Source organism: Peribacillus sp. JNUCC 23, from assembly GCF_053653995.1.
On record NZ_CM132202.1, the window covers coordinates 3,958,479 to 3,982,670 of the forward strand.

Below are 24,192 nucleotides of genomic sequence, written 5' to 3' on the forward strand. Positions count from 1 at the left end.
ATAATAAAATAAAATACATAAAATAGAACAAAGACATAGGACAAATAAAATAAGATTTCATAATATACACTACCTTATATTTTAAGGAGTTTTAGCGAAAGGTGGTTTTATAAATGGGAAGAGCCGAAATTTTAGAATTAATTGAACAAGCAGAAAAAACAGGACTGGATGAATTCTTAACTCGAAATCCAGTAGCAAAAGGGACCGGCACTGGTAGTACTGGTACTGGTGGCACTGGCAAAGGTGGTACTGGCACTGGTGGCACTGGCAAAGGTGGCACTGGCAAAGGTGGCACTGGCAAAGGTGGCACTGGCAAAGGTGGCACTGGCAAAGGTGGCACTGGCAAAGGTGGCACTGGCAAAGGTGGCACTGGCAAAGGTGGCACTGGCAAAGGAAAAGGGAAGGGGAAAGGGAAATAAGGGTAAAGATAACCTTACCCCAGCTGTCGAGAAATTCACGGCAGCTGTTTTTTTATTTGCTTAAAATCTATACTTTTATAGCCTTAGTATTACGAATATCATAGAAAACTCGCCCTTACTCTTGGTACGGGTCACTGTAGCCTCTAACTGCGAATCTAAAAAAAAGAACCTTAAATCCATAGATTTCAAAGGTTCTGTGTTTTATTTCCAATGATATTCTATTATTTTATCTCTGTTTTTCAATCATTGCCTTTTCAATCTCTTCATCGATGAAAATGTTGCTTATACTTGTTCATGTAACATCTTTATTTCTACATCCAAAGTTAACTATAGACTAGCTCTTTTTCGCGTAGGCCAAGCGCTTCTGCTGTTGATGTATGAATTTCATGCAAAAGCTCTGGATTCTCCATTAGTGACACACCATAAGAAGGAATCATTTCTTTGATTTTTTGTTCCCACTCATGCATATGTTGCGGGAAGCATTTATTCATTACCTCAAGCATAACGTGAACAGCAGTAGAAGCACCTGGAGAAGCTCCTAGTAATGCTGCAATCGAGCCATCGGCTGCAGTAATAACTTCGGTACCGAATTGAAGCGTTCCTTTGCCGCCTTCAACAGTATCTTTGATCACTTGTACACGTTGGCCCGCTACTACTAAATCCCAATCCTCAGATCTTGCGGTCGGGATAAACTCTCGTAACTCTTCCATGCGCTGTTCTTTCGATAACATCACTTGCTGGATCAAGTATTTTGTCAATGCCATCTCTTTTGCGCCTGCTGCCAACATAGTTAAGAGATTATTCGGTTTTATGGAAGTTACTAAATCGAACATTGAACCTGTTTTTAAAAACTTTGGTGAGAAGCCGGCAAATGGTCCAAATAGCAACGATTTTTTATTGTCGATAAAACGTGTATCAAGATGCGGAACAGACATTGGTGGAGCGCCAACTTTAGCTTTTCCGTATACTTTTGCATGGTGTTTGGCAACAACTTCTGGATTATTACACGCCATGAAAATTCCGCTTACTGGGAATCCGCCAATATGTTTCCCTTCAGGAATACCAGACTTTTGCAGTAAATGCAGACTTCCTCCCCCGCCTCCGATAAAGACGAATTTTGCAGTATGGCGTTCGACGCTACCACTATCAACATTACGTACTTTTACTTCCCATAGGCCATCACTCGTACGTTTCATATTATCAACACTATGTTTAAATTTGATATCGACGTTTTTAGTCTTTAAGTGGTCAAACAACATGTGCGTTAAAGCACCAAAGTTGACATCCGTTCCAGAGTTGATTTTTGTTGCCGCTATCGCTTCATTCGATGGACGGTCTTGCATAATTAGCGGAATCCATTCCATCAGTTTTGCTGGATCATCAGAAAACTCCATCCCTTGGAAAAGAGGATTGTTTGACAGCGCTTCAAAACGATTCTTTAAGAAAGTTACATTTTTATCTCCTTGTACCATACTCATATGGGGCAATGGCATGATAAAGTCCTGCGGATTTTTTATCAGCTTGCTGTTTACAAGATAAGACCAAAACTGCATGGAAACCTGAAATTGTTCATTAATTTTTATGGCTTTACTAATATCTACAGATCCGTCCGGTTTTTCAACCGTGTAGTTAAGCTCGCACAATGCCGCATGCCCCGTTCCCGCATTATTCCATTCGTTAGAGCTTTCCTCTCCTGCATTTTCTAGCTTCTCAAACACTTTAATTTCCCATTCCGGTACTAATTCTTTCAAGAATGTCCCTAAAGTCGCACTCATGATTCCGGCGCCAATTAAAATGACGTCTGTTTTAGTTTCACTACTGCTCATTTTTATCAACCTTTTCCCCTAAAATTAGCCTAGAAGATGTAAGCGCCACACCAAGCTAAGACGCGAACTAGCCACACATCTTTTCTGCCTCAATTATTATCATATATAGTGTATCATAATTATTTTTATTATATGATAATTTAAAATTATTTAAAAGATCGTAAAAAGTGAGAAGTCCGTTTACAAGGTCTAGGAAACATATATAAACTACAGCCTTAACCCAGTCACATTCTAACAGTATTTAAAAGTCTTGCTTTAACAAAGAATACATATATAAATCATAAAATTTACCGCAAGCAAACTCATAATTTCTCAATAACCCTTCTCTAATAAAGCCTTGCTTTTCTGCTAACTTTTGTGACGGTGTATTAGGCGGTTCAATTAACGCTTCTATCCTTTGCAATTTCAAATGTTCGAATCCGTACCTTATTACAGCTTCCAACGCCTCACTTGCTATTCCTTTCTCCCAATAACTTTTACTTAACTCATAGCCAATTTCAGTTCGATAATGTTGGGAGATCATGTTAAGAAAGCCGCAACTACCAATCACCTCATCTTCCCCTTTTAAAGTAATTCCCCATCTTATTCCAGTCTTTTCATTTAATATCGATTGATACCATGATATCTCGCTTAAGGCATCGCTTATTGTTTTAAAAGGTTCTAAACCATAATATTTCATTACTTCTTTATCAGACATATATTTCAAGATACTGTTGGCGTCGCCTTTTTCAACTTTTCTTAATACTAATCTATTAGTTTCAAGTACCGGAAAGGTTTCAATATCTTTGGTCATAATAAGTCACCCCCTATATAATTCTTCAGTTCATTTTTTATCGTTTTCTAGTAAATAAGCTTTTTTTAATAAACTACTGCGTTAACATAATAAGAAAAGGCGATCACAAAGACAGCCACGTTTTTAAAGCACTCCTTTTGTTCCATAAAAAATAAGAGTTCCTATATTTCTTTAGTCTTATAATTAAAAATTCTAAGCAATGCAATAACAATTAATAAAATGCCAATGAAGAGAAAACTATTGAAAAAAATTTTCAAACCAATTGTTGGAGATTTTGATATAAAACTACTTAATCCCAAGTACAAAACCCCAATACACGATAGGATATATGAAAATATTTTATCTTTACGTCTGAGAAAAATATACGCCAAAAGGATGATAAGATATGTACCACCAAGTAGCATAAGCAAAGGAAATGTAGGCACAAATTTAGCTGCATATACAAAATAGTCAATTGGCAAAATATCATTTACGTTTTCCACTGGCCCATTCTTCATCTGAGAAAAAATCGCTGTATATTTCCATTCCCAAGTGTCTTCTAATATTCCACTCCCTTCATACAAAGTAGCCCCAGTTGAAAATATTAAAAGCATTAAAGCAAAACCAAGTTGGAGAATAATCCTAAAAGACATTTTCTTCACCTCGAATCTATTTCTTGTTTTTCCGTCATTATACTTTCAAGCAAAATTATACGAATAGTGATAGTGTACTATTGCAAGCTCTAAAACTGTTTTTTCATCAAGACCACTAATTAAACCAAAAGTGTAAGGCGTTATTTTATAATCCTCAAGAAGGTATTTTAACTCATCTCTTAGGTCTCCATTTTATTAAATCCTCCCGAAAATATATGGTTATATGTCAATGTTTCAATACCAATTGTTTGAATTCCTTCTTAAAGTAACCTGCCCCGTTAGTGCAATAAAAAAGGGATTGCCGCAGCACCCCTGATTTTCAACTCTTGCACCCGTTAGTTAAAGAAATCATACCCTTACTTATTTTCTCAAATATACGAAACTGTCGCTTCTTTCTACTTGAAAACTTAAATCATTCTTAACATTAAGCATATTATTACCATATTTAAATGATATACCATATCCATTATTCTCAGGATACCCATATAAATAGCAGACCACTTTTCCATCTTTTAAAAATACAATTTGATTCATACCTTCATTGACAGTTTCGCTAATAGTATCCCATTTATAACCTACCGTTTCATATATAGTATCTTTCGGGGTATATGGTTCAAAGGAATATACTACATCCCAGTCAAACGGTGTTACATCTAATAAATTTATTGTTTCAACGGAATGTCCTATTGATAATACTTCTTCTTTTAACAACTCTTCGTTTACATCCCATAAGTCCTTCTTTAATAGATTTATTATGATAGCTATACATGTTATACCGAAAGTAATAATCACTAATGTCTTTTTAGATTTCATATCTACTCCCCTTGAACAGCAATCTTCCTAACGACAATCCCCTATTCCATCATAACAAATATTCCCAATATATATATAGATTCTTATTGAAATAATCTGCCCCCATTACTTGAACAAGAACTATAACTTTTATGTACGTTATCAATCACTGTATCGCTACATAATTTTATGTTTGAAATGTAATGATAATAACAAAAACACAGGAGGTAATTACATGAGAAAGCTGCTGCTTAGTTTATTGGGAACATTGTTTCTTTGCACTAACTGTGTATATCCACTAAAAGGATTAAATACAGCATATGCCGAACCTAAACCGATTCCCTCATATGCTAAGTGGGGTGTTTTTGCAACAAAGAAAACTCAAGAAAAGTATCCGAATGCCCGAATTCTTGATTATCTCCATATCGGAAGAATAAGTGAACCCCAGTCCTCAACTGAGAAGTTCAAATTATGGTTAAAAGATAACGGAAGAGAATTCGGTGTATTAATAAATATTCAATATGACAATGAGACAGGCAGAGTCATTAACGTTACTTTTAAGGAGACATCTAATTAATAATCCGATTACTTAAACCTTGGTTTTGAAATGTAAATGCTTCAATTTCCCCTGCTAGCACAATTGGGAAGTTGTTGCCGCCTCCCCTTATCACGCTAGGACACCCGTTAGTTGAACGATGGTTTCTAATCCCAAATATTTAACTTTACTTTTTTAGTTTAAAAACAATAAAATCAGCACATCTAAAATCTTCTTCAAATGAAGGATATTTTTTTAGCATCACTTTTGATGGCTTCGGTTCTACTATGCTTTCTAAAATAAAACCCGTTTTGATTAAAGTGTTTATATAACTTGTTAATGTTCTATGGAAGAATAACATTTGTTCTTTATCACCTAACCTTTGTTCATACGCACCTTCATAAAAATATTTATCTACGTTCCAATGCAACTTTTTACCGTCTTTTGTTCTCTCCCAACCACTTTCTGGAGTAACAAAACATGGGTGTAAAATCGAAAAAATAAAACAGCCTCCCTCTACTAATAACCGATACATTTCTTGAAATGCTTTTTCGTAATTTGCCAGGTCTTGAATAACCATATTGGATACTATTAAATCGAAACTTTTATCTTCTAAAAAATTCAAGTCCTCACAATTCCCCTGCTTATAATCAATTAACAATCCATTTGGAGTTTTCTCTTTAGCAATTTCTATCATTCTTAGTGAATAATCCACAGCAGTTACAATAGCTTCGGACTTGGCTAAAATTCGACTCAAATACCCTTCACCACACCCAGCATCTAAAATCTTTTTATTATTTACCGTTTCCATAAGTGTTAATAAAGTTGGATTTAAAAAAACTTCTTTATGAAGGTCTCCTTGTTCGGCATGATTTGCTGAATATGTATCCTCGAAACGATCCCACCTTTTAATTGCTTCTTCTGTACCCACATTTAGTTTCATTTTAAAGCCTCCCTGTTCTTTTGCTTTAAAATCATTTCCTTTACTTCTATAGTCTTCTTCATACAGATAGGTAAGGATTTGGGTTATCACTTCTTGTTTGTACGACTTTCACTACCTATAGCGTTCCAGCTAATTCAATTCTACGGATGTTGCTTTTTTAACAAGATTGACTCAAGAACTAACAAGCGTATTTTCAGTTAATACTTTCCCAAGAACTTGATAAAAATAAGTATTTGGCCATTGAATATCACAAATTTCCTCCCAAGATGCTTCGACAATGAGAACATTTGGATTAGGTCTGTCAATGATTTGAATATGAGAAGGAATATTTTCTACAGCCGCATCTCCTGCCATTGCCCAATAAATCTTGGATACCTTCACACTTAATCCATTTTGTTCATCTAAGAAAATAGGCGAAAAACTATGTTTATTTATATACACTAAATCTTCGATAATGGCACTTGCGGTTGGAAGCATTCCCGCTCCAGGCCCTTGGAGGCTAATGTTGCCTACAATATCTCCATCAATGGAGACTGCATTTTGCACGCCTTCGATTTGATAAAATGGATGTGTTTCATTGACCAGTACAGGTTTGACTGAGCATACGATCCCTTTTTCTGTCTTTTCCATAGAAGCTACATGTTTAAATCGATACCCAAATGCTGAAAAAAGCTCAATTTGCTCAGGTGTGATTGATTGAATCCCTTGTCGAATCGATTCCTCCCAATTCGGGTTCTCTCCAAAAGCTAGCTCACTTAAAATCACTGCTTTGTAAAAGGCATCATATCCTTCAATATCATTTGTTGGATCAGCTTCTGCATAACCTTTTTCTTGTGCTAGTTTTAACGCTGTTTCAAATGGACAGCCGTCTTCTCGCATCTTTGTCAAAATAAAATTCGAAGTCCCATTAAGAATCCCTTGCACTTTTTGGATATTATTTACGTTTAACAATTGTCGTAGAGTTTGGATAATCGGAATTCCTCCTGCGACTGTTGCCTCAAATCCTAAAGTAACCCCTTTTTCCTTGGCTATCTGTTTTAATTGAGTTCCATGATAAGCAAACATTTCTTTGTTTGCTGTTATAACATGACATCCTCTGTTCATCGCTTGCTGCAAGTACGTAAAGCTAGGCTCTTGACCAACGATCGCATCAATGACAACATCTAGCTGCTCAAGTGTAATAATCTTGTTAAAATCATCGGTTAACAGAACATCAGAATCTAGTGTATGATGTTTTTCTATATTTTTAACAAGTATGGCAACCACTTTTACCTCTTTCCTAAAAATACGCTTAAGCTTTTCCTGATGTGTTTGAATCGTTTTATAAACACCCTTCCCCACTGTACCGTAACCTAATAATGCAATATGTAAAGCTGTCATGTATATCTCCCCTTGTCCTATTTATCGATGACTTTAATTGAACATAAAACATTAATGAGCGTCTGCTCTAAAACCCTACGATAAAAAAGGTTCAGGTTCTAAAAACTACATCACCTTATGAAGGTGGGTAGCTGCGCTGATTTTGCGAAGCCCCGCCCCTTTTCCACAGAAAAAACTCCCCACTGCATATGGACAGAAGGGGAGTTTGAATGTTTATATTCAAGATTTATCCACCTTCTTATCTACGGAATGGTTACCATTCCTCTGAATTTGGCACCGGGCATGATATGCTGGTTGCCGAGGCTTCGCAGGGTCAGTCCCTCCGCCTCTCTTGATAAGAAAAGTTAAAATTATTAAACTATTTATAATAATATAATACTTTAAATATTTATCGTCAATAGCGTAAAATGAAACTTCAGAAAAAACAATGAATATGAAAAGGGTGAAATCAACGCAATTTCACCCTCTATATGTACTGTTCATGACATTAATTGTATTCTAAACGGAATCCGTTACTCTAAAGCCTACTTGTTTAATTGGTTGAATTCAATGACACCAACTGATAGGTGATTTCAGTTTGGTTGTTTGTCCAAGAAACTTTTTGAATGATAGCTATCCCATTCGTTTCACTTTCGATCGTTTTGCGAACTTCAATTGGAATATCGATTGGGTATAGGCGATAGCCGTCTTTCGTTAAACGGAAAAGATTTTCTTCCTCTCTGCTTTCACGGCCTTTTGTCACGATCATCGTGTTTAACTCCATTGGCATTCCCAAAGCATAAACCTCCCTTCCTTTACTTACTTTTTAGCACATTGCTTTCTCGTTTGGTTTTTCATCCACTGTGTTAGATCACAAACGACTTTTCGGTTGATATTCGGCGGGAAATAGTGGGTAAATTCGTCAAAATACCAACTCCAAACAGGCTTGTCTTTTTCCTTCAATGTTTTCTCCAGCCTGTAGGCGTGTTCAATCGACACGTTATTGTCTTTTTCACCGTGAATAATCAGAACTGGTGCAACTAGTTCATCTACTGCAAACAGTGGTGTGCGGTATTTATATTCGTTTGGAACTTTACTCGGCGTACCACCAATAACACGTTTCATCATGCGACGTAGGTCTACACGTTCCACATAAGTTAGAAACATATCAGACACTCCGCCCCATGTGACAACGGAGGCAGCTGATTTACAATAAATTGCCGTCCAAAGGGCCATAATTCCTCCTCGTGAAAACCCGAAAATATGAATATTCTCGGGTTTCACACGTTTGTGCTGTTCGAGTAATATAAAGCCACTGATCCCATCAGCACGGTCTTCGCCTGCAAAATCTTCATCCCCTTCTCCGCCTTGATTCCCCCGATAATACGGTGCAAACACAATGAAGCCTTCTGCTGCAAATTGCACAATACGACTCGGGCGTACTTTGCCGACATTTTTAATGCCTCCTCGTAAATATAAGAAACCATCATACATTTGATCATCATCTGGCTCAGCAAGAAGCCCCTTCACCTTCAAGCCTTGTGAAAGATACGTTACGATAAACAGACGAATATTCGGATGCGGTGATGGAAACCGCTGCTTCGTTATTATTATGCCATCCTCCATCATACATCCCCCTTTCATAAAACTCGTTTTCCTTTATTGTAAATCAACTCCCCCATTTTATCCTGCATTAACGGGTAGTATATAGACTTTTTTAAGAGGTAGTAAGGCAACCCATCTCCTTTTTACAGAAACAGGAAAAGTATTAGTTGAGATTAACTGTCGGTAAAAGCCCGATTGGTGTGATACAGTGAAACTTACCGATGCGTAAGTAAAGGTTTAGTTCCACAACATGAGGAGCAAACAGACCAAGACATGAGGACGTGGTGTACTTAGTGTGTAATTCATTGAGTCGGGTTCGTACTGTCGCTTTATCGAAGCGGAGTGAAGCTTCCTTCCAAAAGCGTTCTTCATTCCATCTTTCAGGTTTTTGAAAGCATAATCTCCCTTTTGATTAAATAAATCAAAAAGGAGATTATGACAAAAGAGGTTCGTTCCTTTAAAAGTTAATCTTCTTTTTTGGGATGTTCCCTCTATTCACGCAGCCATGCGTTTGCAAGCATTATAGCCCCTTTTGCTGCTTCTGTGTCTGCGAATTCGTTAAGCATCACAAAGTCATGAATGATACCCTGGAAGCGTACTGCAGTTACCTTTACACTAGCTTCGCGAAGCTTATTGGCGTATGCCTCTCCTTCATCGCGCAAAACGTCGGCTTCTGCCGTGATAACTAAAGCTTCAGGAAGCCCCTTTAATTGTTCTGTTGTTGCCCGAAGTGGAGATGCAGTTATTTCTGCTCTCTGCTGTGGATCGGATGTATACTGATCCCAGAACCATTGCATCCCATCCATACGCAGAAAATATCCGGTAGCAAATTGTTTGTATGAATCCGTATCAAATGAAGCATCCGTTACAGGATAGAAAAGTAATTGCTTGCGAATAGCTGGACCTTTTCGTTCTTTGGCCATTAGCGTAATAGCTGCCGACATATTTCCTCCAACACTGTCACCTGCTACTGTAATATTACTTGAATCCATCCCGTAATTATCGCCTTCTTTAGCAATCCATTCCAAAGCCGTATAGACCTCTTCTATAGCAATCGGATATTTGGCTTCTGGCGAAAGACTGTAATTAGTGAACACGACCGCTGATTGTGATCCAACAGCAAGTTCCCGAACTAAACGATCATGTGTATGTGCGTTTCCGAAAACCCAGCCTGCACCATGCGTATATAAAATGACAGGGAGATTTTCTGAGGCATCTTCAGGGCGCAATATTTTAATGGATACAGGTCCAGTTGTCTCTCCCTCAATGACAAGCTCTTCTACTTCAACCGGCTGCTTTTTAACCTCTCCGGACTGTACTTCATCTACTGTTTCCCTGCCCTTCTCTGGACCAAGATCAAACAGGTACGGCGGGTTAGCCGTGTCCTCTACGAATTTTTGTGCAGCAGGCTCCAATACCACTTTTCTATTTTGATTTTGTGTCATCTTTAACTCCTCCTAAAGTTTTATTAGTTTTCATTTTATATTTCACTAAATTTAACCGCACATAACATGCCCAGAACGAGCTTCATGTAAGGTCGACCAAAACTCGGCGAATTCGTTACAAGGGACAACAAAATACTCATATGCAACGTCTTACCACCATTTAGCTTAACAGTCACACCACTTCGATCCGATCAGACTCTCAATCCCGAAGGTTAGCAAACCTGTGCTAAGGAAAGTACCACTATCCCTAATACAGTTAGCAAAGAAGGAGAGATATAGGTATAAACAATCGAATATCCACCAAGCAAGAAAAAGGTGATTGATAATCCAAGTGCCACTTCGCGCTTCTTAAAAAGAGCCTGCTGTTGAAAAGGAGGTACAGGTTGCTCCTCATCTCTACCCACAATAGAAGGAAATATAACCACCATTGTAATGAATCTAGGCAGAGCGATTCCTCCAAATGCATCTGCCATCTTCCAAAAGATACCGATAATTAATCAAGATTTTTAAGGTGTGAAAGTTGAGTGTATAATAATGAAAATCGTACTAGATCGTTGTTAATGATGACAGTTATTCGTTTCCCTAAAGCACCCATGAATTTCACCCAAATGTGAAGAACCATAAATTCCACTTCATTTATGTCCGAAAGCTGACCATAAATCAAAAGGAATGATGTGAAAAAGAGACTGATTGTACGTATCTCTCGGCGAAAAGCAACACTTACAACCTGCCTCTCTACTACTTTCTAATGAAAGTACACGCACAGTTATTATTCCAAAAAAACGTAAATAAGAACAATACGATTCGTTTTCAGTCGAACCGTTACTCCTTTCCGATAGGAACTTATGGATCGCAATTATGCTGGTTTTATGAAGTGGCGCGATCCTTTTTTCTCTCTCTTATAGGCATTCACACATTTTTCACTTCTGCATACGTTATTCTAGGTGAATGACCTACGAATTAGGAGGAATGGAAGATGAAACATTGGGTAAAAGCAGGATTCATGATTACATTGGCCTGTTTATTAATCCTCGCTCTTAGTGCATGTGGCAAGGAAGATCTGACAAAGGTGCGTGTCGCAGAGGTGACTCGATCGATTTTCTATGCACCGCAATATGTAGCGATTGAAAAGGGATTTTTTGAAGAAGAAGGACTAAGCATCGACTTAAAAACGACAGCTGGCGGCGATAAAACGATGACTGCTTTATTATCGGATGGCGCGGATGTTGCCCTTGTCGGGTCTGAAACATCAATTTACGTGAACGCTCAAGGTGCAAATGATCCAATTGTGAATTTTGCCCAACTTACCCAGACCGATGGAACGTTCCTCGTTTCTCGTGAGAAAATCGATGACTTTTCTTGGGATATGCTAAAAGGGTCTACCTTCCTTGGTCAGCGTAAAGGTGGCATGCCACAAATGGCTGGTGAGTTTGTACTCAAGAAGCATGGCATCGACCCTCACAATGATCTGACACTTATCCAGAACATTGATTTTGCCAATGTTGCTACAGCTTTCGCTTCAGGTACAGGTGATTATGTACAACTATTTGAACCGACTGCCAGCCTGTTTGAAAAAGAAGGAAAAGGCCATATTGTCGCTTCATTCGGAACGGAATCAGGGCATATTCCTTACACAACATTCATGACCAAAGCGAGTTATATAGAAGAGAAGGGCGAAACGGTCGAGAAGTTCACCCGTGCTGTAAAAAAAGCACAAGATTGGGTGCAGGAACATAGCAGTCAAGAAGTAGCCGAAGTAATTCAACCGTATTTTGAAGACACAGATCTTACATTAATTGGAACCGTTGTGGATCGTTATAAAGCACAAGGCTCCTATGCAACAGACCCGATTTTAGATGAAGAAGAGTGGAATAACTTGCAGAATATTATGGATGCAGCAGGTGAGCTTCCAAGTAGATTAGCTTATGAAGACTTAGTGAACACATCATTTGCCGAAAAGGTATCGAAGTAATCATGGACTTTCTAACGATTAATCGTGTTGATCATACGTACTTTTCGAAACAAACGGCAACACAGGCACTACAAAATATTCATTTATCGATCGAGAAAGGGGAGTTTATCTCCTTTCTTGGCCCAAGTGGCTGTGGAAAAACAACCCTGTTATCTATTATTGCTGGTCTATTTCCACCAACAGCTGGCACCGTTTTGCTGGAAGGGCAGCCCGTGCTTTCACGGGATGAGCTTCAAATAGGCTATATGCTACAGCAAGATTACTTATTTCCGTGGAAAACGATTGAGCAAAACGTAACACTGGGGTTAAAGTTATTGAAACATGATAAAGAAACTTCTCTGTCAACAGCGATGAAGCTCCTTCAAGATGTCGGCTTACCTAATGTAGAACATCAATATCCAAGGGAGTTGTCAGGTGGAATGAGACAGCGGGCAGCGCTAGCAAGAACACTCGCCGTTGATCCAAAGATCCTATTGCTAGACGAACCATTCTCTGCGCTCGATTATCAAACGAAACTGAAGCTTGAAGACCTCGTTTCTGAAACATTGAAGGCATATGGTAAAACAGCTGTGTTGGTTACACATGATATCGGCGAATCGATTGCTATGAGCGACCGTATTTACTTGTTTGCGGCCCGCCCTGGCAGAATTCACAAAGTATTTGAAGTCCCTAATGAACTTAGATCGTTAACTCCTTTTCAAGCCCGTAACCATCCAAGCTACTCCTCCCTATTTCAAACTATTTGGAAGGAGCTTGAGAGCCTTGAACATTAATGCACTCCACACCCAATACAAAGCAGCACTCGTCAAAGAGAGACGGTGGGTCCGTTTGTATCAACTCCTCATCTTCCTTGCTTTTTTTTCAGGATGGGAGATTGCTTCAAGATTCAAGTGGATAGATCAACTCATTTTCAGCTCACCGTCAAAGATTTGGATCCTGTTTCTTACAAAAATAAGTGATGGCACTTTGTTTAACCATCTAAGCATAACCCTATTCGAAACAGTACTTGGATTTATCATTGGTACTTTGCTTGGAACATTACTTGCCGCGATTCTTTGGTGGTCGCCATTTCTTTCAAGAGTTCTTGATCCTTATCTTGTCATCTTAAATGCGATGCCGAAGGTCGCTCTTGGACCGATCTTAATCGTAGCACTCGGACCAGGCTTCACTTCTATTATCACAATGGGAGCGATTATATCCGTCATTATCACGACCATCGTCGTCTACACCGCATTTAAAGGTGTTGATCCGAACTACCTATTAGTGCTCCAAACATTTGGCGCCAACCGCTTTCAAACGTTTAAAGAAGCTGTACTACCTGCATCCTTTCCAACCATCATCTCGACATTGAAAGTAAATGTGGGTCTTTCCTGGGTTGGCGTCATCGTCGGCGAATTCCTTGTTTCTTCAAAAGGACTTGGCTATTTGATAATTTATGGATTCCAAGTATTTAATTTCAACCTTGTCCTCTTGTCGCTCATGATTATCGCTGTCTGTGCCACAGTGATGTACCAGCTTGTTGAACTGCTTGAAAAATCATTAATTAAGCATGACCGCTGAAATGATAAGGCGCTTTAAAAGGGCCTAGCCTCGCAGTATTAGTAGTTGCGGGATCTGGACCCTTAGCCTTATTTATCAGATTTACAATCCGGTAGAATGTTTCGCAGTCGCTCGATACTTAACGGAATAACCTCATCTCGCATGATAAAACTAAAGCGAGAGTCCGTTTCTAGATGATCTGGAAGTTGATCCAATAATACGGGTCCCTCCGTTTCCAAATAATCGTCTTTTTCAACTAACTCAGTAAGTTCAGCAAAGTAAATCGACTTAATAAACGGTCCACTTACTGCATGTACACGATATTGTCCAAGAAAAAGCAAACTGGCCACCTTCCCGCCTGTTTCCTCATACACCTCACGTACCGCTGCCTCCTCAATCGTTTCTCCCTTTTCCCGCTTCCCACCCGGAAATTCAAGTCCCCTAACTTTATGCCGTGTTACAACCCATTGCTTGTTCCAGTGTGTTAAAACAAGCACATGCCAAGCATCACCAAATTCCTCTTTACAGGAAAAATCAACTTGATGTCCATGATTATCAAAAAATTTTTTCATACTTTCTCCCTGTTTCCCCACCTAAAAAATTAGGTAGAAAGGTTTATTTAAGTAGAAAAGAAGTGTTACATAACAATCTTTTCCTCTTTTATTATATTATGTATGTAAATGACCAAAAAGGAGTCGATGCAATGAAGCTAAAATCATTAGCCATCCCTTTCTTCGCACTAGTAGTACTTTTAAGTGGCTGTGGCCAAAAAGCTACACCCGTTTCTGAAACCGGAAAATCAGAAACCAAACCAAACACTGAACAATCTGCACCAAAAGAAGAATCCCTTACTCTTGAGGAAGTATTTGAAAAAACCATTGTAGCAAGTAAAGAATTGAAGAGTTTAACTGTGAAAATGGAGACTGATCAAACCATTACTTCAAGTAGTGATTCAGAACCAATGGATATTACTTCAACCATTGACATGGATGTCATTCAAAACCCAATCTCCCTCTATCAAGTCATATCCATCAATATGCCAGGTGAAGAATCAGTGAAAACAGAAAGTTATTTCACTAAAGAAGGTTTCTTTACGTATGAACCAACACAAGGAACTTGGATGAAGCTACCTGACGAAATGTCAACAGAACTTCTTAAAGCATCGGAACAGCAAGGCGATCCTGCTGCCGAACTGAAAAAAATGCAAGAATATATTGAAGACTTCACATTTGAACAAGACGATTCTTCTTATATTTTATCACTAAATGCTTCAGCTGAAAAATTCAATGCGTTCATGCAAGAACAACTTTCACAGAGCTTTGGTCAAGAATTAGGACTTGATTTACAAAATGTAGATGTTACTGGATTAAAGTATTCCTATACGATTGACAAGAAAACCTTCAATCCTACAACAATGAGCATGGATATGACATTCAAGACTACTGAAGGCAGTGAAGAAGTGACACTCGAACAAAAAACAAACGCAACCTTTAGTAATTATAACGGCGTGAAGGATATTACGATCCCTGAAGAAGTGCTTAAATCCGCACAAGAAATTGACCTTCCACAATAAGTTGAACCAATCGGGCTTTTACGGGCAGTTGTCCTCCTCCTATGCTTCTTCGATTCCTCTAAACCTTGAGGTAGGGGTCTTACTGCCCGTTAATGCGGGATAAAAGAAAAAAGGGTCTAACCTCGCACTCGTCATACAGTTTTATTTAACTGTATGACGAGTGTGAGGACTGACCCTTTTCTAATATGATACTTGTTCTTTTTCAATTGAATGGATTATTGTTTTCAATTTTTACTCTTGGATGATGAAGGCTACATTTTAGCTATCGGTCTCTTAACGTGCCTCGGATGCAAATTTTCTTATTTCCTTGACTCGAATTTTCAAATAAGGTATCCATTACAGGTCCTTCCCTGTTTCTCTAGGAAAAGAAGATAATATCTCCATATTCGCAATATGATTTCTCGCATCGGTATCTCCAAGTTTATAAATCAACTCGTACACTTCATGAAGCGTCTTATCATAAGCATCATTTCCTGGATCATGATGATACTCTAAAAACGGGATGTGCGCACGGTAAAAGTTCCCGATTTCTGTAGAATAATTTTGATCAAAATATTCACGAAGCTGCTTGATTTCATCATCAGTTGCTTCAATTTTATAATTCCAAGGCGAACTTTCACTATCCTGAAAGATTTGTCCATTCGGCAGCCAAATATAATACGTCTTTCGATCCTCACCCACTGTAATCCCCCCTATAATAGTATTATTTTCCCTTTCATCACTCTGCTTCATACATCACTTATTCTTCCATTAAATACAATTAACGTGTAAAATAATTGATTAAGTATCTTTAATTAGGAAAGTCATATACTAAACATGATTTAAAACTTGAAAAAGAGGTGAAAAAATGAAACTCATTGAGGATTTGTACAACCTATACCGTGATAAATTGTCTGGGGATGAAGAAGATATCGATATGCTAACCTTTGCCGTCCTTGAACAGCTTGATCGGAAGGAGATATTCAACTTACTTGAAGAAATGGACGATCAGGAAATTAATAACCTCCTTGGTATTTACATTATTGAATCACTTAAAGGCAAATTTGCACATGATAGCATGAATAATGCCAAAGTTACCCATTATCACCCTCGTAATATTCATTGAAAGCATTTTATACATAGACTACAGCCTTCATTCGATCGTGAGGGCTTTTTCATGTGCCCTCCTCTAAAAAAAGGGCTGTCCCATGAGGAAAGGGTCACACCTTGCAACGACTATCTACAGATTATAGTTAGTATTTTACTACCATATACTGTGTATAGAGTACGAGGTCTGACCCTTCCTGAGACATCTTCTTTAGGCGAGACTTCAAAGAACTATATTATTTCTTCAAATAAGCACGAAGCATCCATGTATGTTTATCGAAGCTTTTTTGAATCCCTACAAACATATCGCCTGTCACTTGGTCCGCGTTTTCTTCTGCCAATTTAATGGCTTTTGAATATTCTTGTGACAATTGCTCAAAATCATTAATGATTGTTTGTATCATCGCTTCTGTTTTTTCTTTTTCAGTCGCTTCTTTAATTGTTGCTAGATCAAGTTGTTCCTTAAGCGTCGCTACAGGCTTTGCACCTAACGCCAGCAATCTTTCCGCAAGCTCATCCATATGAGCTGTAACTTCGTTATATAGTTCTTCCAATTTTACATGCAAAGAGAAGAAATGTGGACCGTCTACATACCAGTGATAATTATGCAATTTTGTATATAACACACTTAAGTTTGCGATTTCTTGATTCACCAGTTCAACCAATTGGTCCACTTTACGGTTTTCACCTTGTTTATATTCAACAATATTATTTTTTGCCATCGTTATCACCCTCCTATTAACTATAATTCCCTCTCTACTTAAGTTAAAACATGTATTTTTTCCTAATGAGCCAAGGTTTAATGTAGGATTTTCCTGTATAATAAAAGTAAAATACTTGTAAAGGAGTATACAGGTGAAAACGATTATAATTATTAGCATTATTATTGTCCTTGTAATCTTAGCGCTATCTGTTTTTACCATTAATAAAGGATACGATTATAAACATACAATTGATCCATCACCAGATCCCGATGAGAATAAAGCAAACAAAACTTCAAATGACAAGCAATAAGAAAAGAGCGTCTCAAAAGCATAGGGTCAGAACCCGCAACAACTAAATGCAGTATAAACACATACTGTATAGTGCGAGGTCTGACCCTTATGAGATACCCTTTTCTTCTTTTTCATCGTTTTAGTTTTAGATCAGATGCTCATGGATGTCTTTTAACCGAAAACTTTATGAAGATCCTCTTTACTTTGTGATAACCAGAAATTCATTAATTTCTTCGCGCCTTCTAGGTCATGAAGTTTCGCTTGACCGCATTGTTTTTCATTTGCTGCAGGAATTTCTGTAATTTGTACAGCATCCTTCATTGTGTCTTCAAGTACATCAATGATCTCAGTAACAGTCGGGTCTCCGCTTACGACTAGGTAGTACCCAGTCTGGCAACCCATTGGCGAAATATCGATAATATCGAAGTGATCATATTTCTCTGAATGCTCACGAAGATTGAAGGCAAGCAGATGCTCTAACGTATGAATCACATCCGGCTTCATTGCCTGTTTATTAGGCTGGCAAAAACGAATGTCAAATTTATTGACTACTCCATCTGTCCCTACTTTATGTACCCCACAGTGACGTACATAAGGTGCTTTCACGGCATTATGATCTAATTCAAAGCTCTCTACTGAAGGCATTGTATCACTCCTCTTCCCATTTATATGTATATACTACATCTAATCCCGATTTATTTCATCTATTTAAACTGAATTAGAAGGAAAATGATTTCCAGCATCTTTTTGAATGAAAATATGATATATTGTTACCAATATATATTCTATAGAATGAAGGCTGATTCTTATGTTAAAAAAAATATTAATTTTCGGAATCCAATTTTACCAAAAGGTTATTTCTCCTTTAAAACCACCTACCTGCCGCTTCTATCCTACATGCTCACATTACGGATTAGAAGCAATTAAACGGTTCGGCCCCATTAAGGGTAGCTGGCTTACCATAAGAAGAATCTCTAAATGTCATCCATTTCACCCAGGCGGCATTGACCCAGTTCCTGATAAACCTTGCAAACATCGACCTTAAAATTTTTTTCTTGCACTTTTAGCTTAATTAAGGTACGATACATAAGTCAAATCGGAATGATTTCGTTTATATCCATTTTTATTAAACCGTAATGGTTTCGTTTAATAAACAAAAACTGATAGTGGGGAGAAAGACAAATGAAAAAAAAGCTAAGTATCGCAATCTTATTTATATTTGCCACCTTTTTGGCTGGCTGTAGTTCAGCGACTACTAAGCAAGAGGCGCAAACAGACGATGGCAAAGAAAAGTTAATGGTTTACACAACTGTCTATGCCCTAGAGGATTTTACTAAAAAAATTGGTGGCGATTTTGTAGACGTAAAAACGGTCTATCCACCAGGAACAGACGAACATAGCTTTGAACCATCTCAAAAAGATATCATTGGAATGGCACAATCTGATCTCTTTTTCTACATTGGACATAACTTAGAAGGCTTTGTCAATAAGTCGAAATCGATTCTTGAAGATGAAGGCACAAAAGTTGTCGCAGTAGGTGAAAAAGTCGAAATAGCGCATGATGATGAAGCTACTACTGAAGAACATAGTCATGAACATGACGGTGAAGCTGCCACTGAGGAACATGAGCATGAGCACGACGGTGAAGCTGCTACTGAGGAACATGAGCATGAGCATGGTGGCGTAGATCCACATCTTTGGATTGATCCTGTCTATGCTGCACAAATGGCTGAAATTATTAAAGATGAGCTTTCTGAACAAATGCCTGCTAAAGCAGATTACTTCCAAAAACAATATGAAGCATTATTAACAAAATTAACGAATTTAGATAGTCAATTTTCTGAAACGATCTCTACAGCAAAAACAAAGAAACTTATCGTATCACATGCAGCCTACGGCTATTGGGAAAAGCGTTACGGTCTTGAACAAATCAGCGTATCTGGCATTTCAGCAAGTGAACCTTCACAAAAACAACTGGAAAACATCGTGAAAACTGCAAAAGACAATGGAATTCAATACATCATTTATGAACAAAACATCTCATCCAAGCTAACAAAAATTATCCAAGATGAACTTGGAGCAAAATCATTGCAGCTCCATAATTTATCTGTACTCACTGACAATGATATCAGCAACAAAGAAGATTATTTCAGCATAATGGATAAAAACCTTGAAACGTTAAAAACAGCTTTAAATTAAATGGAGAAGGATGTCCGTTCTTTCCTCACAACTACTACATACAGTTTAAAAGAAGTGTAAGTGACACGATACTGTATGATGAGTGCGAGGTTAGACCATTAGGGCATCTTTTTTATTTTTATAAACCCTTACCTTCATTCCCTCCCTTTGAACCAATGTTAAAAAGGCAACCCCATATGCAGAGCTTGCCTTTGTTTTGTATGAAGGACATGGGGACGGGTCTTCGCGACTTACTCATATAGCCAATCAACTTAACAGGTATACTTATTTTATCGAGATTGAATCCGAAATTTAGGCTCTGCACCGCCATCATTGTAATGAGGTGAGTGTAGCGTGCTTCATGATCTATCCTTCATAGTATCTGGTGGTGTTCTAACGTTAGATTGGTTTTGTATGGTTGTTAGCACCAGTTAGCGTTCCACTTCATCCAAACTGCATTTTTTCTTTAACCAAACAATTTCATTTTCCGCAAGTCTTGTGATCTCTTTAACGACATTCTCTGGCAGGCCGCGTCTTAGTAAAATTTCCGCAATTAGATAAGGCTTTGTCATCAGATCATCTCCCATACAGATTCTGGATGCTTATTACCTTCATTATAACTGAGAAATTCTATGAAAAAAACAGTCAGCCGCCTATTTTATGGAACCTTCAAAAAGGAATACAAGAAGTGAACATATATCTCACTTCTTGCCCAACATTTCTAATAGTACGTGTGCAAAAAGGAGGATAAAAAGAGCCGAAAAGTTCGTCGACCGGACTTTTTGAACAATCTCTATTGCGATTTAAATAATTGCTGATGAACCGTCATGGCTCTCAAGTTCTGTTCATTCACTTCAAAACCAATTCCCACACCATCTGGAACCGTTATAAATCCATTCTCCACAACGATTTCTGGATTAACAATATCATACTCCCAGTAACGTGTAGATGACGATACATCACCTGGAATTGTAAATCCGTTAAGCGAGGCAAGCGCAATATTATGAGCTTTCGAAATGCCAAATTCAATCATTCCACCGCACCAAACCGGAATGTCTTTTTCTACACACAGATTATGAATGTTGACAGCCTCCACCCATCCACCAACGCGTGACATCTTAATACTAATCACTTTACCACTCCCAAGCATTAAGGCTTGTTTAGCGTCATGAAACGAGCAGATGCTTTCATCAAGGCAAATTGGCGTTTGGATTTCTTTTTGTAAAATTGCATGTTCTACTAAATCATCATGTCCGAGTGGTTGTTCGATCATTTGCAAGTTGAATTCATCTAGCCTTTTCAAATGCTCAATATCTCCAAGGGAATACGAAGAATTCGCATCGGCCATAAGCGGAATGTCTGGATAATGACGCCGGATTTCCGATAATACTTCAACATCCGTAGATCGTTGAATCTTTATTTTATAGCGCTGATAACCGATTACAGCAAATTCTTCAATCTGCTTAAGCGCCTTCTTCACATCATCAGCTGCAATGACAACTCCTGCCGCAACCGTTTTCCTCATCCCTCCGAATAATTGGCCCAGGTACATTTCCCGTTGCTTTGCATATAAGTCCCAAATGGCTTGTCCAAGACCGGATTTCGCCATTGAATTTCTTCGAATACCAGCCCATAATGTTTCAAGTTCTTTAGGGTGATTCATTGGGTTGCCTAGCACAAGTGGAATTAAAAAATCCTCTAATATATGCAAACATGTCTTAATCGTTTCTTCTGTATACCAAGGGCTTGAAAACGGAACAGCTTCACCATAGCCGATTCTGCCATCGCTATCTTGGACTTCAATCACAATTGCTTCCCGTTTTGTCACCGTCTCTAAATGAGTCATGAATGGTCGCTTTAAAGGAGCAGAAATAAGAGAGATAGAAATCGAGGAGATGTTCATAAACTAGTCCTCCAATCGCTTTCTCAATTCTCTTCTCAACAATTTATTCGAAGCGTTCCGCGGCAGTCCTTCGCAAAAGATAATTCGTTTTGGTACCTTATAGGATGCTAAGCGTGTTAAACAATATTCAATAACCTTCTGCTCAGTCAGCTCACTACCCGGTTTACTAACAACAAAGGCAACAACAATTTGGCCCCACGCTTCATCAGACACTCCTGTGACACCTGCTTCAAACACGTCTGGATGACTGCCTACTACTGCTTCAATTTCAGCAGGGTACACATTTTCACCGCCGGAAATGATTAAATCTGACCGACGATCCAAGACAAACAGAAAGCCCTCTTCATCCACATAACCGATATCACCTGTATACAGCCAGCCATTCTTGATGGCTTCGTCCGTTGCTTCTTTTCGGTTCAAATAACCTTTAGTTACATTCGGTCCTTTTACAACAATTTCACCAGGTTGATTCGGCTCTGCTTCAAGTCCATCCTTTTCAATTCGCAATTGCGATGGAAACAATGTTTTCCCAGCTGAACCAATTTTCTGTAGACTATCCTCAGGTGAAAGGGTGACAATTTGCGAACTCGTTTCCGTCATGCCATATGTTTGATAGACAGGGATCCCTTTTTCCTTGCACTCCAAAAGCATATGCTTAGGTGCCGGACCACCGCCAAGCAACATACAGCGGAAAGTGGCTGGATACTTATCTCCTCCAAGGTCAGTAAGCATCCTGTTTAACATAGCCGTTACAACCGAAATAATTGTCACACCATTTCCCATGATCATTTGATTGGCCTCTGCTTCATTAAATTTCTCAACGAGCACAACCTTCATGCCATAAATGACGTTTCGCATGAAGATGGAAAGCCCGCTAATGTGAAAAATGGGGACCGCGCAATACCAGCTATCTCGTTCTGTCAATCCAAGGTTCAAAACAGAGCCTATTGCACTCCACCAATGGTTCCCAAAAGTTTGAATGACACCCTTTGGATTCCCAGTCGTTCCCGATGTATACATGATGGTCGCAATATCACTCAAATCAAATTCTTCTAAAATAAGCACGCCTTCTACTCCACTAATAAAAGCCAACGCCTCTTTTTCAATAATGGGCAATTCCTGCATGGAAGATTGAATCACATTTAGTTTTTCAAAAAAAGCTTGTTCAGAGACAAGCAATTTTGCTTCACTATCACGAAGCTGCCAAATGAGTTCAGCCGCAGTTAAACGGGTATTGAGCATAACAATCTTCACACCAAGATAAAAAAGAGCATGAATGATTATGACACTATCCTTGTGATTCCGGATTAATACAGCACAAGAATCTCCCCGTTTTAGATTTTGAGTAGCAAGCTTTGCCGCCATCTCTTCCGCTTGCAAATCAAGCTCGCGAAAAGTAAGAACCTTTCCTTCAAATTCAACAGCTGGTCGATGTGGCGACAGCATAGCTCGTTTCTTCAGCCAATTGGGTAGTCTTTCCTTTGTATTCATGGTGATCTCTTCTTTCTGTAATCAAAATTTAGCCCCCTTTTTGTATAAAGGACATGGGAACGGTCGCGACTTACTACTATAACCAATCTACTTAGCAGGATACTCATCTTATCGAGAAAGCATCCACAATCCCGGCTCCACACCGCCACCATTGTGATTAGGCGAGTGTAACGTTCTTAATGATAGATCCTTCAAAGTAACTGGTGGCATTTTAACACCATTTAGGTTTTGTATATAAAAACAGCTCGACGAGAAAATCCGCCAAGCTGCCGTGTCCATTTGTATTAAGGAAAACGTGGGAATTGACCAAAGTCAGGTTTACGTTTTTCTTTGAAAGCATCGCGACCTTCTTTTGCTTCGTCTGTTGTGTAATACAGAAGTGTAGCGTCGCCAGCAAATTGCTGAAGGCCTGCAAGACCATCCGTGTCCGCGTTAAATGCAGCTTTTAAGAAACGAAGAGCGGTCGGACTCTTTTCAAGCATTTCCTCACACCATTGTACCGTTTCAGCTTCTAATTGCTCTAACGGTACAACTGTATTGACTAAGCCCATGTCCAATGCTTCCTGTGCGCCATATTGACGGCACAGGTACCAGATTTCACGCGCTTTCTTATGCCCTACAATCCGTGCTAAGTAGCCAGACCCATAACCCGCGTCAAAGCTTCCTACCGTTGGTCCTGTTTGTCCGAATACCGCATTGTCAGCAGCAATCGTTAAGTCACAGACGATGTGTAACACATGTCCTCCACCAATCGCGTAACCTGCCACCATAGCAACAACTGGTTTAGGAATCGTACGAATTAAGCGTTGTAGATCTAATACATTTAAACGTGGAATATCATCGTCGCCAACATACCCACCATGTCCACGTACTTTTTGGTCACCGCCTGAACAGAAAGCTTTGCCGCCTTCACCTGTTAATATAATAACGCCAATGCTAGAGTCATCACGCGCTCTTGCAAATGCATCGATCATTTCAGACACTGTTTTCGGTGTAAAAGCGTTATGTACATGTGGTCGGTTAATCGATACTTTAGCAATTCCATTATATTTTTGGAATAAAATTTCTTGATATTCACGAATTGTTTCCCACTGAATTGTCATGTT

28 protein-coding genes and 1 riboswitch are annotated in these 24,192 nt (G+C 38.7%); of the genes, 10 read left to right on the forward strand and 18 right to left on the reverse strand.

Going from position 1 to position 24,192, the window contains the following annotated elements:
* Window positions 1-113: 113 nt before the first annotated feature.
* Window positions 114-419 carry a hypothetical protein gene (locus JNUCC23_RS18900; RefSeq protein ID WP_454212995.1) on the forward strand — a complete coding sequence of 102 codons (306 nt, stop codon included), beginning with the start codon at window positions 114-116 and terminating at the stop codon, window positions 417-419.
* 323 nt (window positions 420-742) lie between these two features.
* Here the strand turns inward: JNUCC23_RS18900 and JNUCC23_RS18905 are convergent, their stop codons facing one another.
* The 4 genes from JNUCC23_RS18905 to JNUCC23_RS18920 form a co-directional block, all read right to left on the reverse strand.
* Window positions 743-2,245: a malate:quinone oxidoreductase gene (locus JNUCC23_RS18905; protein WP_403067891.1), complete on the reverse strand. Its 1,503-nt coding sequence runs from the start codon at window positions 2,243-2,245 to the stop codon at window positions 743-745.
* A gap of 241 nt (window positions 2,246-2,486) precedes the next feature.
* A complete protein-coding gene (locus tag JNUCC23_RS18910) occupies window positions 2,487-3,038 on the reverse strand; it encodes a GNAT family N-acetyltransferase (protein ID WP_454212997.1) in 552 nt (183 codons plus the stop codon).
* 161 nt (window positions 3,039-3,199) lie between these two features.
* Window positions 3,200-3,670: a YjdJ family protein gene (locus tag JNUCC23_RS18915; protein ID WP_454212999.1), complete on the reverse strand. Its 471-nt coding sequence runs from the start codon at window positions 3,668-3,670 to the stop codon at window positions 3,200-3,202.
* A gap of 360 nt (window positions 3,671-4,030) precedes the next feature.
* Entirely contained in the window at window positions 4,031-4,483 is a 453-nt protein-coding gene (locus JNUCC23_RS18920) for a hypothetical protein (RefSeq protein ID WP_454213001.1), read from the reverse strand.
* 214 nt (window positions 4,484-4,697) lie between these two features.
* Here JNUCC23_RS18920 and JNUCC23_RS18925 point away from each other — a divergent pair, with 214 nt between their 5' ends.
* The gene (locus JNUCC23_RS18925) at window positions 4,698-5,039 is read left to right on the forward strand and encodes a DUF3889 domain-containing protein (RefSeq protein WP_454213002.1); all 342 of its coding nucleotides are present in this window, start codon (window positions 4,698-4,700) and stop codon (window positions 5,037-5,039) included.
* Window positions 5,040-5,184: 145 nt separating this feature from the next.
* Here JNUCC23_RS18925 and JNUCC23_RS18930 read toward each other — a convergent pair whose 3' ends face one another.
* The 6 genes from JNUCC23_RS18930 to JNUCC23_RS18955 all read right to left on the reverse strand — a co-directional run bounded on the left by JNUCC23_RS18930 (window position 5,185) and on the right by JNUCC23_RS18955 (window position 10,822).
* Entirely contained in the window at window positions 5,185-5,940 is a 756-nt protein-coding gene (locus JNUCC23_RS18930) for a class I SAM-dependent methyltransferase (protein ID WP_454213004.1), read from the reverse strand.
* A 171-nt stretch (window positions 5,941-6,111) separates the two neighbouring features.
* Window positions 6,112-7,320, reverse strand: coding sequence for a homoserine dehydrogenase (locus tag JNUCC23_RS18935; RefSeq protein ID WP_454213006.1), 1,209 nt, complete (start codon window positions 7,318-7,320; stop codon window positions 6,112-6,114).
* A gap of 235 nt (window positions 7,321-7,555) precedes the next feature.
* A riboswitch (SAM riboswitch) is annotated at window positions 7,556-7,661 on the reverse strand.
* Window positions 7,662-7,852: 191 nt separating this feature from the next.
* Window positions 7,853-8,095, reverse strand: coding sequence for a DUF2584 domain-containing protein (locus tag JNUCC23_RS18940; protein ID WP_403067873.1), 243 nt, complete (start codon window positions 8,093-8,095; stop codon window positions 7,853-7,855).
* A 23-nt stretch (window positions 8,096-8,118) separates the two neighbouring features.
* Window positions 8,119-8,925 (reverse strand): alpha/beta hydrolase family protein, encoded by an 807-nt coding sequence (locus tag JNUCC23_RS18945; protein ID WP_403071898.1) that lies wholly within the window; start codon window positions 8,923-8,925, stop codon window positions 8,119-8,121.
* 470 nt (window positions 8,926-9,395) lie between these two features.
* Window positions 9,396-10,349, reverse strand: a complete 954-nt coding sequence (locus JNUCC23_RS18950; protein ID WP_454213008.1) for an alpha/beta hydrolase — start codon at window positions 10,347-10,349, stop codon at window positions 9,396-9,398.
* Window positions 10,350-10,561: 212 nt separating this feature from the next.
* Window positions 10,562-10,822 carry a hypothetical protein gene (locus JNUCC23_RS18955; RefSeq protein WP_454213010.1) on the reverse strand — a complete coding sequence of 87 codons (261 nt, stop codon included), beginning with the start codon at window positions 10,820-10,822 and terminating at the stop codon, window positions 10,562-10,564.
* 503 nt (window positions 10,823-11,325) lie between these two features.
* On the opposite strand from JNUCC23_RS18955, the gene JNUCC23_RS18960 reads away from it, so the two are divergent.
* Genes JNUCC23_RS18960 through JNUCC23_RS18970 form a run of 3 tightly spaced genes read left to right on the forward strand, consistent with a single transcriptional unit; the run spans window position 11,326 to window position 13,881 of the window.
* Window positions 11,326-12,321, forward strand: coding sequence for an ABC transporter substrate-binding protein (locus JNUCC23_RS18960; protein ID WP_454213012.1), 996 nt, complete (start codon window positions 11,326-11,328; stop codon window positions 12,319-12,321).
* Window positions 12,322-12,323: 2 nt separating this feature from the next.
* A complete protein-coding gene (locus tag JNUCC23_RS18965; protein ID WP_403067834.1) occupies window positions 12,324-13,094 on the forward strand; it encodes an ABC transporter ATP-binding protein in 771 nt (256 codons plus the stop codon).
* Entirely contained in the window at window positions 13,084-13,881 is a 798-nt protein-coding gene (locus JNUCC23_RS18970) for an ABC transporter permease (protein ID WP_403067830.1), read from the forward strand. The genes JNUCC23_RS18965 and JNUCC23_RS18970 overlap by 11 nt, the downstream gene beginning before the upstream one ends.
* A 68-nt stretch (window positions 13,882-13,949) precedes the next feature.
* On the opposite strand, the gene ytkD is transcribed toward JNUCC23_RS18970, so the two are convergent.
* Window positions 13,950-14,432: an RNA deprotection pyrophosphohydrolase gene (ytkD, locus tag JNUCC23_RS18975; RefSeq protein ID WP_403067825.1), complete on the reverse strand. Its 483-nt coding sequence runs from the start codon at window positions 14,430-14,432 to the stop codon at window positions 13,950-13,952.
* Between the two features lie 131 nt (window positions 14,433-14,563).
* Between ytkD and JNUCC23_RS18980 the strand changes: the two genes are divergently transcribed.
* A complete protein-coding gene (locus tag JNUCC23_RS18980) occupies window positions 14,564-15,433 on the forward strand; it encodes a DUF6612 family protein (RefSeq protein WP_454213014.1) in 870 nt (289 codons plus the stop codon).
* A gap of 336 nt (window positions 15,434-15,769) precedes the next feature.
* Here the strand turns inward: JNUCC23_RS18980 and JNUCC23_RS18985 are convergent, their stop codons facing one another.
* The gene (locus JNUCC23_RS18985; protein ID WP_062175698.1) at window positions 15,770-16,165 is read right to left on the reverse strand and encodes a hypothetical protein; all 396 of its coding nucleotides are present in this window, start codon (window positions 16,163-16,165) and stop codon (window positions 15,770-15,772) included.
* Window positions 16,166-16,280: 115 nt separating this feature from the next.
* Between JNUCC23_RS18985 and JNUCC23_RS18990 the strand changes: the two genes are divergently transcribed.
* Window positions 16,281-16,538, forward strand: coding sequence for a DUF6154 family protein (locus tag JNUCC23_RS18990; RefSeq protein WP_028392644.1), 258 nt, complete (start codon window positions 16,281-16,283; stop codon window positions 16,536-16,538).
* 217 nt (window positions 16,539-16,755) lie between these two features.
* Here JNUCC23_RS18990 and JNUCC23_RS18995 read toward each other — a convergent pair whose 3' ends face one another.
* Complete coding sequence (locus tag JNUCC23_RS18995; RefSeq protein WP_454213017.1) at window positions 16,756-17,241, reverse strand: Dps family protein; 486 nt, start codon at window positions 17,239-17,241, stop codon at window positions 16,756-16,758.
* Window positions 17,242-17,374: 133 nt separating this feature from the next.
* Here JNUCC23_RS18995 and ytzI point away from each other — a divergent pair, with 133 nt between their 5' ends.
* Window positions 17,375-17,533 (forward strand): YtzI protein, encoded by a 159-nt coding sequence (gene ytzI / locus JNUCC23_RS19000; RefSeq protein WP_082191186.1) that lies wholly within the window; start codon window positions 17,375-17,377, stop codon window positions 17,531-17,533.
* Between the two features lie 152 nt (window positions 17,534-17,685).
* Here the strand turns inward: ytzI and JNUCC23_RS19005 are convergent, their stop codons facing one another.
* Complete coding sequence (locus JNUCC23_RS19005) at window positions 17,686-18,159, reverse strand: S-ribosylhomocysteine lyase (protein ID WP_049682965.1); 474 nt, start codon at window positions 18,157-18,159, stop codon at window positions 17,686-17,688.
* Window positions 18,160-18,322: 163 nt separating this feature from the next.
* On the opposite strand from JNUCC23_RS19005, the gene yidD reads away from it, so the two are divergent.
* Both yidD and JNUCC23_RS19015 read left to right on the forward strand, forming a co-directional pair.
* Window positions 18,323-18,559, forward strand: a complete 237-nt coding sequence (gene yidD / locus JNUCC23_RS19010) for a membrane protein insertion efficiency factor YidD (RefSeq protein ID WP_403067806.1) — start codon at window positions 18,323-18,325, stop codon at window positions 18,557-18,559.
* A gap of 137 nt (window positions 18,560-18,696) precedes the next feature.
* Window positions 18,697-19,713 carry a metal ABC transporter solute-binding protein, Zn/Mn family gene (locus JNUCC23_RS19015; protein ID WP_454213020.1) on the forward strand — a complete coding sequence of 339 codons (1,017 nt, stop codon included), beginning with the start codon at window positions 18,697-18,699 and terminating at the stop codon, window positions 19,711-19,713.
* 410 nt (window positions 19,714-20,123) lie between these two features.
* On the opposite strand, the gene JNUCC23_RS19020 is transcribed toward JNUCC23_RS19015, so the two are convergent.
* From JNUCC23_RS19020 to menB, 4 genes are all read right to left on the reverse strand, one after another.
* Window positions 20,124-20,264, reverse strand: a complete 141-nt coding sequence (locus JNUCC23_RS19020; RefSeq protein ID WP_157279334.1) for a hypothetical protein — start codon at window positions 20,262-20,264, stop codon at window positions 20,124-20,126.
* A gap of 221 nt (window positions 20,265-20,485) precedes the next feature.
* Window positions 20,486-21,595 carry an o-succinylbenzoate synthase gene (gene menC, locus JNUCC23_RS19025; protein WP_454213022.1) on the reverse strand — a complete coding sequence of 370 codons (1,110 nt, stop codon included), beginning with the start codon at window positions 21,593-21,595 and terminating at the stop codon, window positions 20,486-20,488.
* Window positions 21,596-21,598: 3 nt separating this feature from the next.
* On the reverse strand, window positions 21,599-23,086 hold the full coding sequence (locus JNUCC23_RS19030) for an o-succinylbenzoate--CoA ligase (protein WP_454213024.1): 1,488 nt from the start codon (window positions 23,084-23,086) through the stop codon (window positions 21,599-21,601).
* A 284-nt stretch (window positions 23,087-23,370) separates the two neighbouring features.
* Window positions 23,371-24,189: a 1,4-dihydroxy-2-naphthoyl-CoA synthase gene (gene menB / locus JNUCC23_RS19035; RefSeq protein ID WP_062175688.1), complete on the reverse strand. Its 819-nt coding sequence runs from the start codon at window positions 24,187-24,189 to the stop codon at window positions 23,371-23,373.
* Between the last annotated feature and the right edge of the window lie 3 nt (window positions 24,190-24,192).

Coding starts and splice junctions, on each gene's coding strand:
- JNUCC23_RS18900 (WP_454212995.1), top strand. CDS start 114: ATGGGAAGAGCCGAAATTTTAGAATTAATTGAACAAGCAGAAAAAACA.
- JNUCC23_RS18905 (WP_403067891.1), bottom strand. CDS start 2,245: ATGAGCAGTAGTGAAACTAAAACAGACGTCATTTTAATTGGCGCCGGA.
- JNUCC23_RS18910 (WP_454212997.1), bottom strand. CDS start 3,038: ATGACCAAAGATATTGAAACCTTTCCGGTACTTGAAACTAATAGATTA.
- JNUCC23_RS18915 (WP_454212999.1), bottom strand. CDS start 3,670: ATGTCTTTTAGGATTATTCTCCAACTTGGTTTTGCTTTAATGCTTTTA.
- JNUCC23_RS18920 (WP_454213001.1), bottom strand. CDS start 4,483: ATGAAATCTAAAAAGACATTAGTGATTATTACTTTCGGTATAACATGT.
- JNUCC23_RS18925 (WP_454213002.1), top strand. CDS start 4,698: ATGAGAAAGCTGCTGCTTAGTTTATTGGGAACATTGTTTCTTTGCACT.
- JNUCC23_RS18930 (WP_454213004.1), bottom strand. CDS start 5,940: ATGAAACTAAATGTGGGTACAGAAGAAGCAATTAAAAGGTGGGATCGT.
- JNUCC23_RS18935 (WP_454213006.1), bottom strand. CDS start 7,320: ATGACAGCTTTACATATTGCATTATTAGGTTACGGTACAGTGGGGAAG.
- JNUCC23_RS18945 (WP_403071898.1), bottom strand. CDS start 8,925: ATGGAGGATGGCATAATAATAACGAAGCAGCGGTTTCCATCACCGCAT.
- JNUCC23_RS18950 (WP_454213008.1), bottom strand. CDS start 10,349: ATGACACAAAATCAAAATAGAAAAGTGGTATTGGAGCCTGCTGCACAA.
- JNUCC23_RS18955 (WP_454213010.1), bottom strand. CDS start 10,822: ATGGCAGATGCATTTGGAGGAATCGCTCTGCCTAGATTCATTACAATG.
- JNUCC23_RS18960 (WP_454213012.1), top strand. CDS start 11,326: ATGAAACATTGGGTAAAAGCAGGATTCATGATTACATTGGCCTGTTTA.
- JNUCC23_RS18965 (WP_403067834.1), top strand. CDS start 12,324: ATGGACTTTCTAACGATTAATCGTGTTGATCATACGTACTTTTCGAAA.
- ytkD (WP_403067825.1), bottom strand. CDS start 14,432: ATGAAAAAATTTTTTGATAATCATGGACATCAAGTTGATTTTTCCTGT.
- JNUCC23_RS18980 (WP_454213014.1), top strand. CDS start 14,564: ATGAAGCTAAAATCATTAGCCATCCCTTTCTTCGCACTAGTAGTACTT.
- JNUCC23_RS18985 (WP_062175698.1), bottom strand. CDS start 16,165: ATGAAGCAGAGTGATGAAAGGGAAAATAATACTATTATAGGGGGGATT.
- JNUCC23_RS18990 (WP_028392644.1), top strand. CDS start 16,281: ATGAAACTCATTGAGGATTTGTACAACCTATACCGTGATAAATTGTCT.
- JNUCC23_RS18995 (WP_454213017.1), bottom strand. CDS start 17,241: ATGGCAAAAAATAATATTGTTGAATATAAACAAGGTGAAAACCGTAAA.
- JNUCC23_RS19005 (WP_049682965.1), bottom strand. CDS start 18,159: ATGCCTTCAGTAGAGAGCTTTGAATTAGATCATAATGCCGTGAAAGCA.
- yidD (WP_403067806.1), top strand. CDS start 18,323: ATGTTAAAAAAAATATTAATTTTCGGAATCCAATTTTACCAAAAGGTT.
- JNUCC23_RS19015 (WP_454213020.1), top strand. CDS start 18,697: ATGAAAAAAAAGCTAAGTATCGCAATCTTATTTATATTTGCCACCTTT.
- JNUCC23_RS19020 (WP_157279334.1), bottom strand. CDS start 20,264: ATGACAAAGCCTTATCTAATTGCGGAAATTTTACTAAGACGCGGCCTG.
- menC (WP_454213022.1), bottom strand. CDS start 21,595: ATGAACATCTCCTCGATTTCTATCTCTCTTATTTCTGCTCCTTTAAAG.
- JNUCC23_RS19030 (WP_454213024.1), bottom strand. CDS start 23,086: ATGAATACAAAGGAAAGACTACCCAATTGGCTGAAGAAACGAGCTATG.
- menB (WP_062175688.1), bottom strand. CDS start 24,189: ATGACAATTCAGTGGGAAACAATTCGTGAATATCAAGAAATTTTATTC.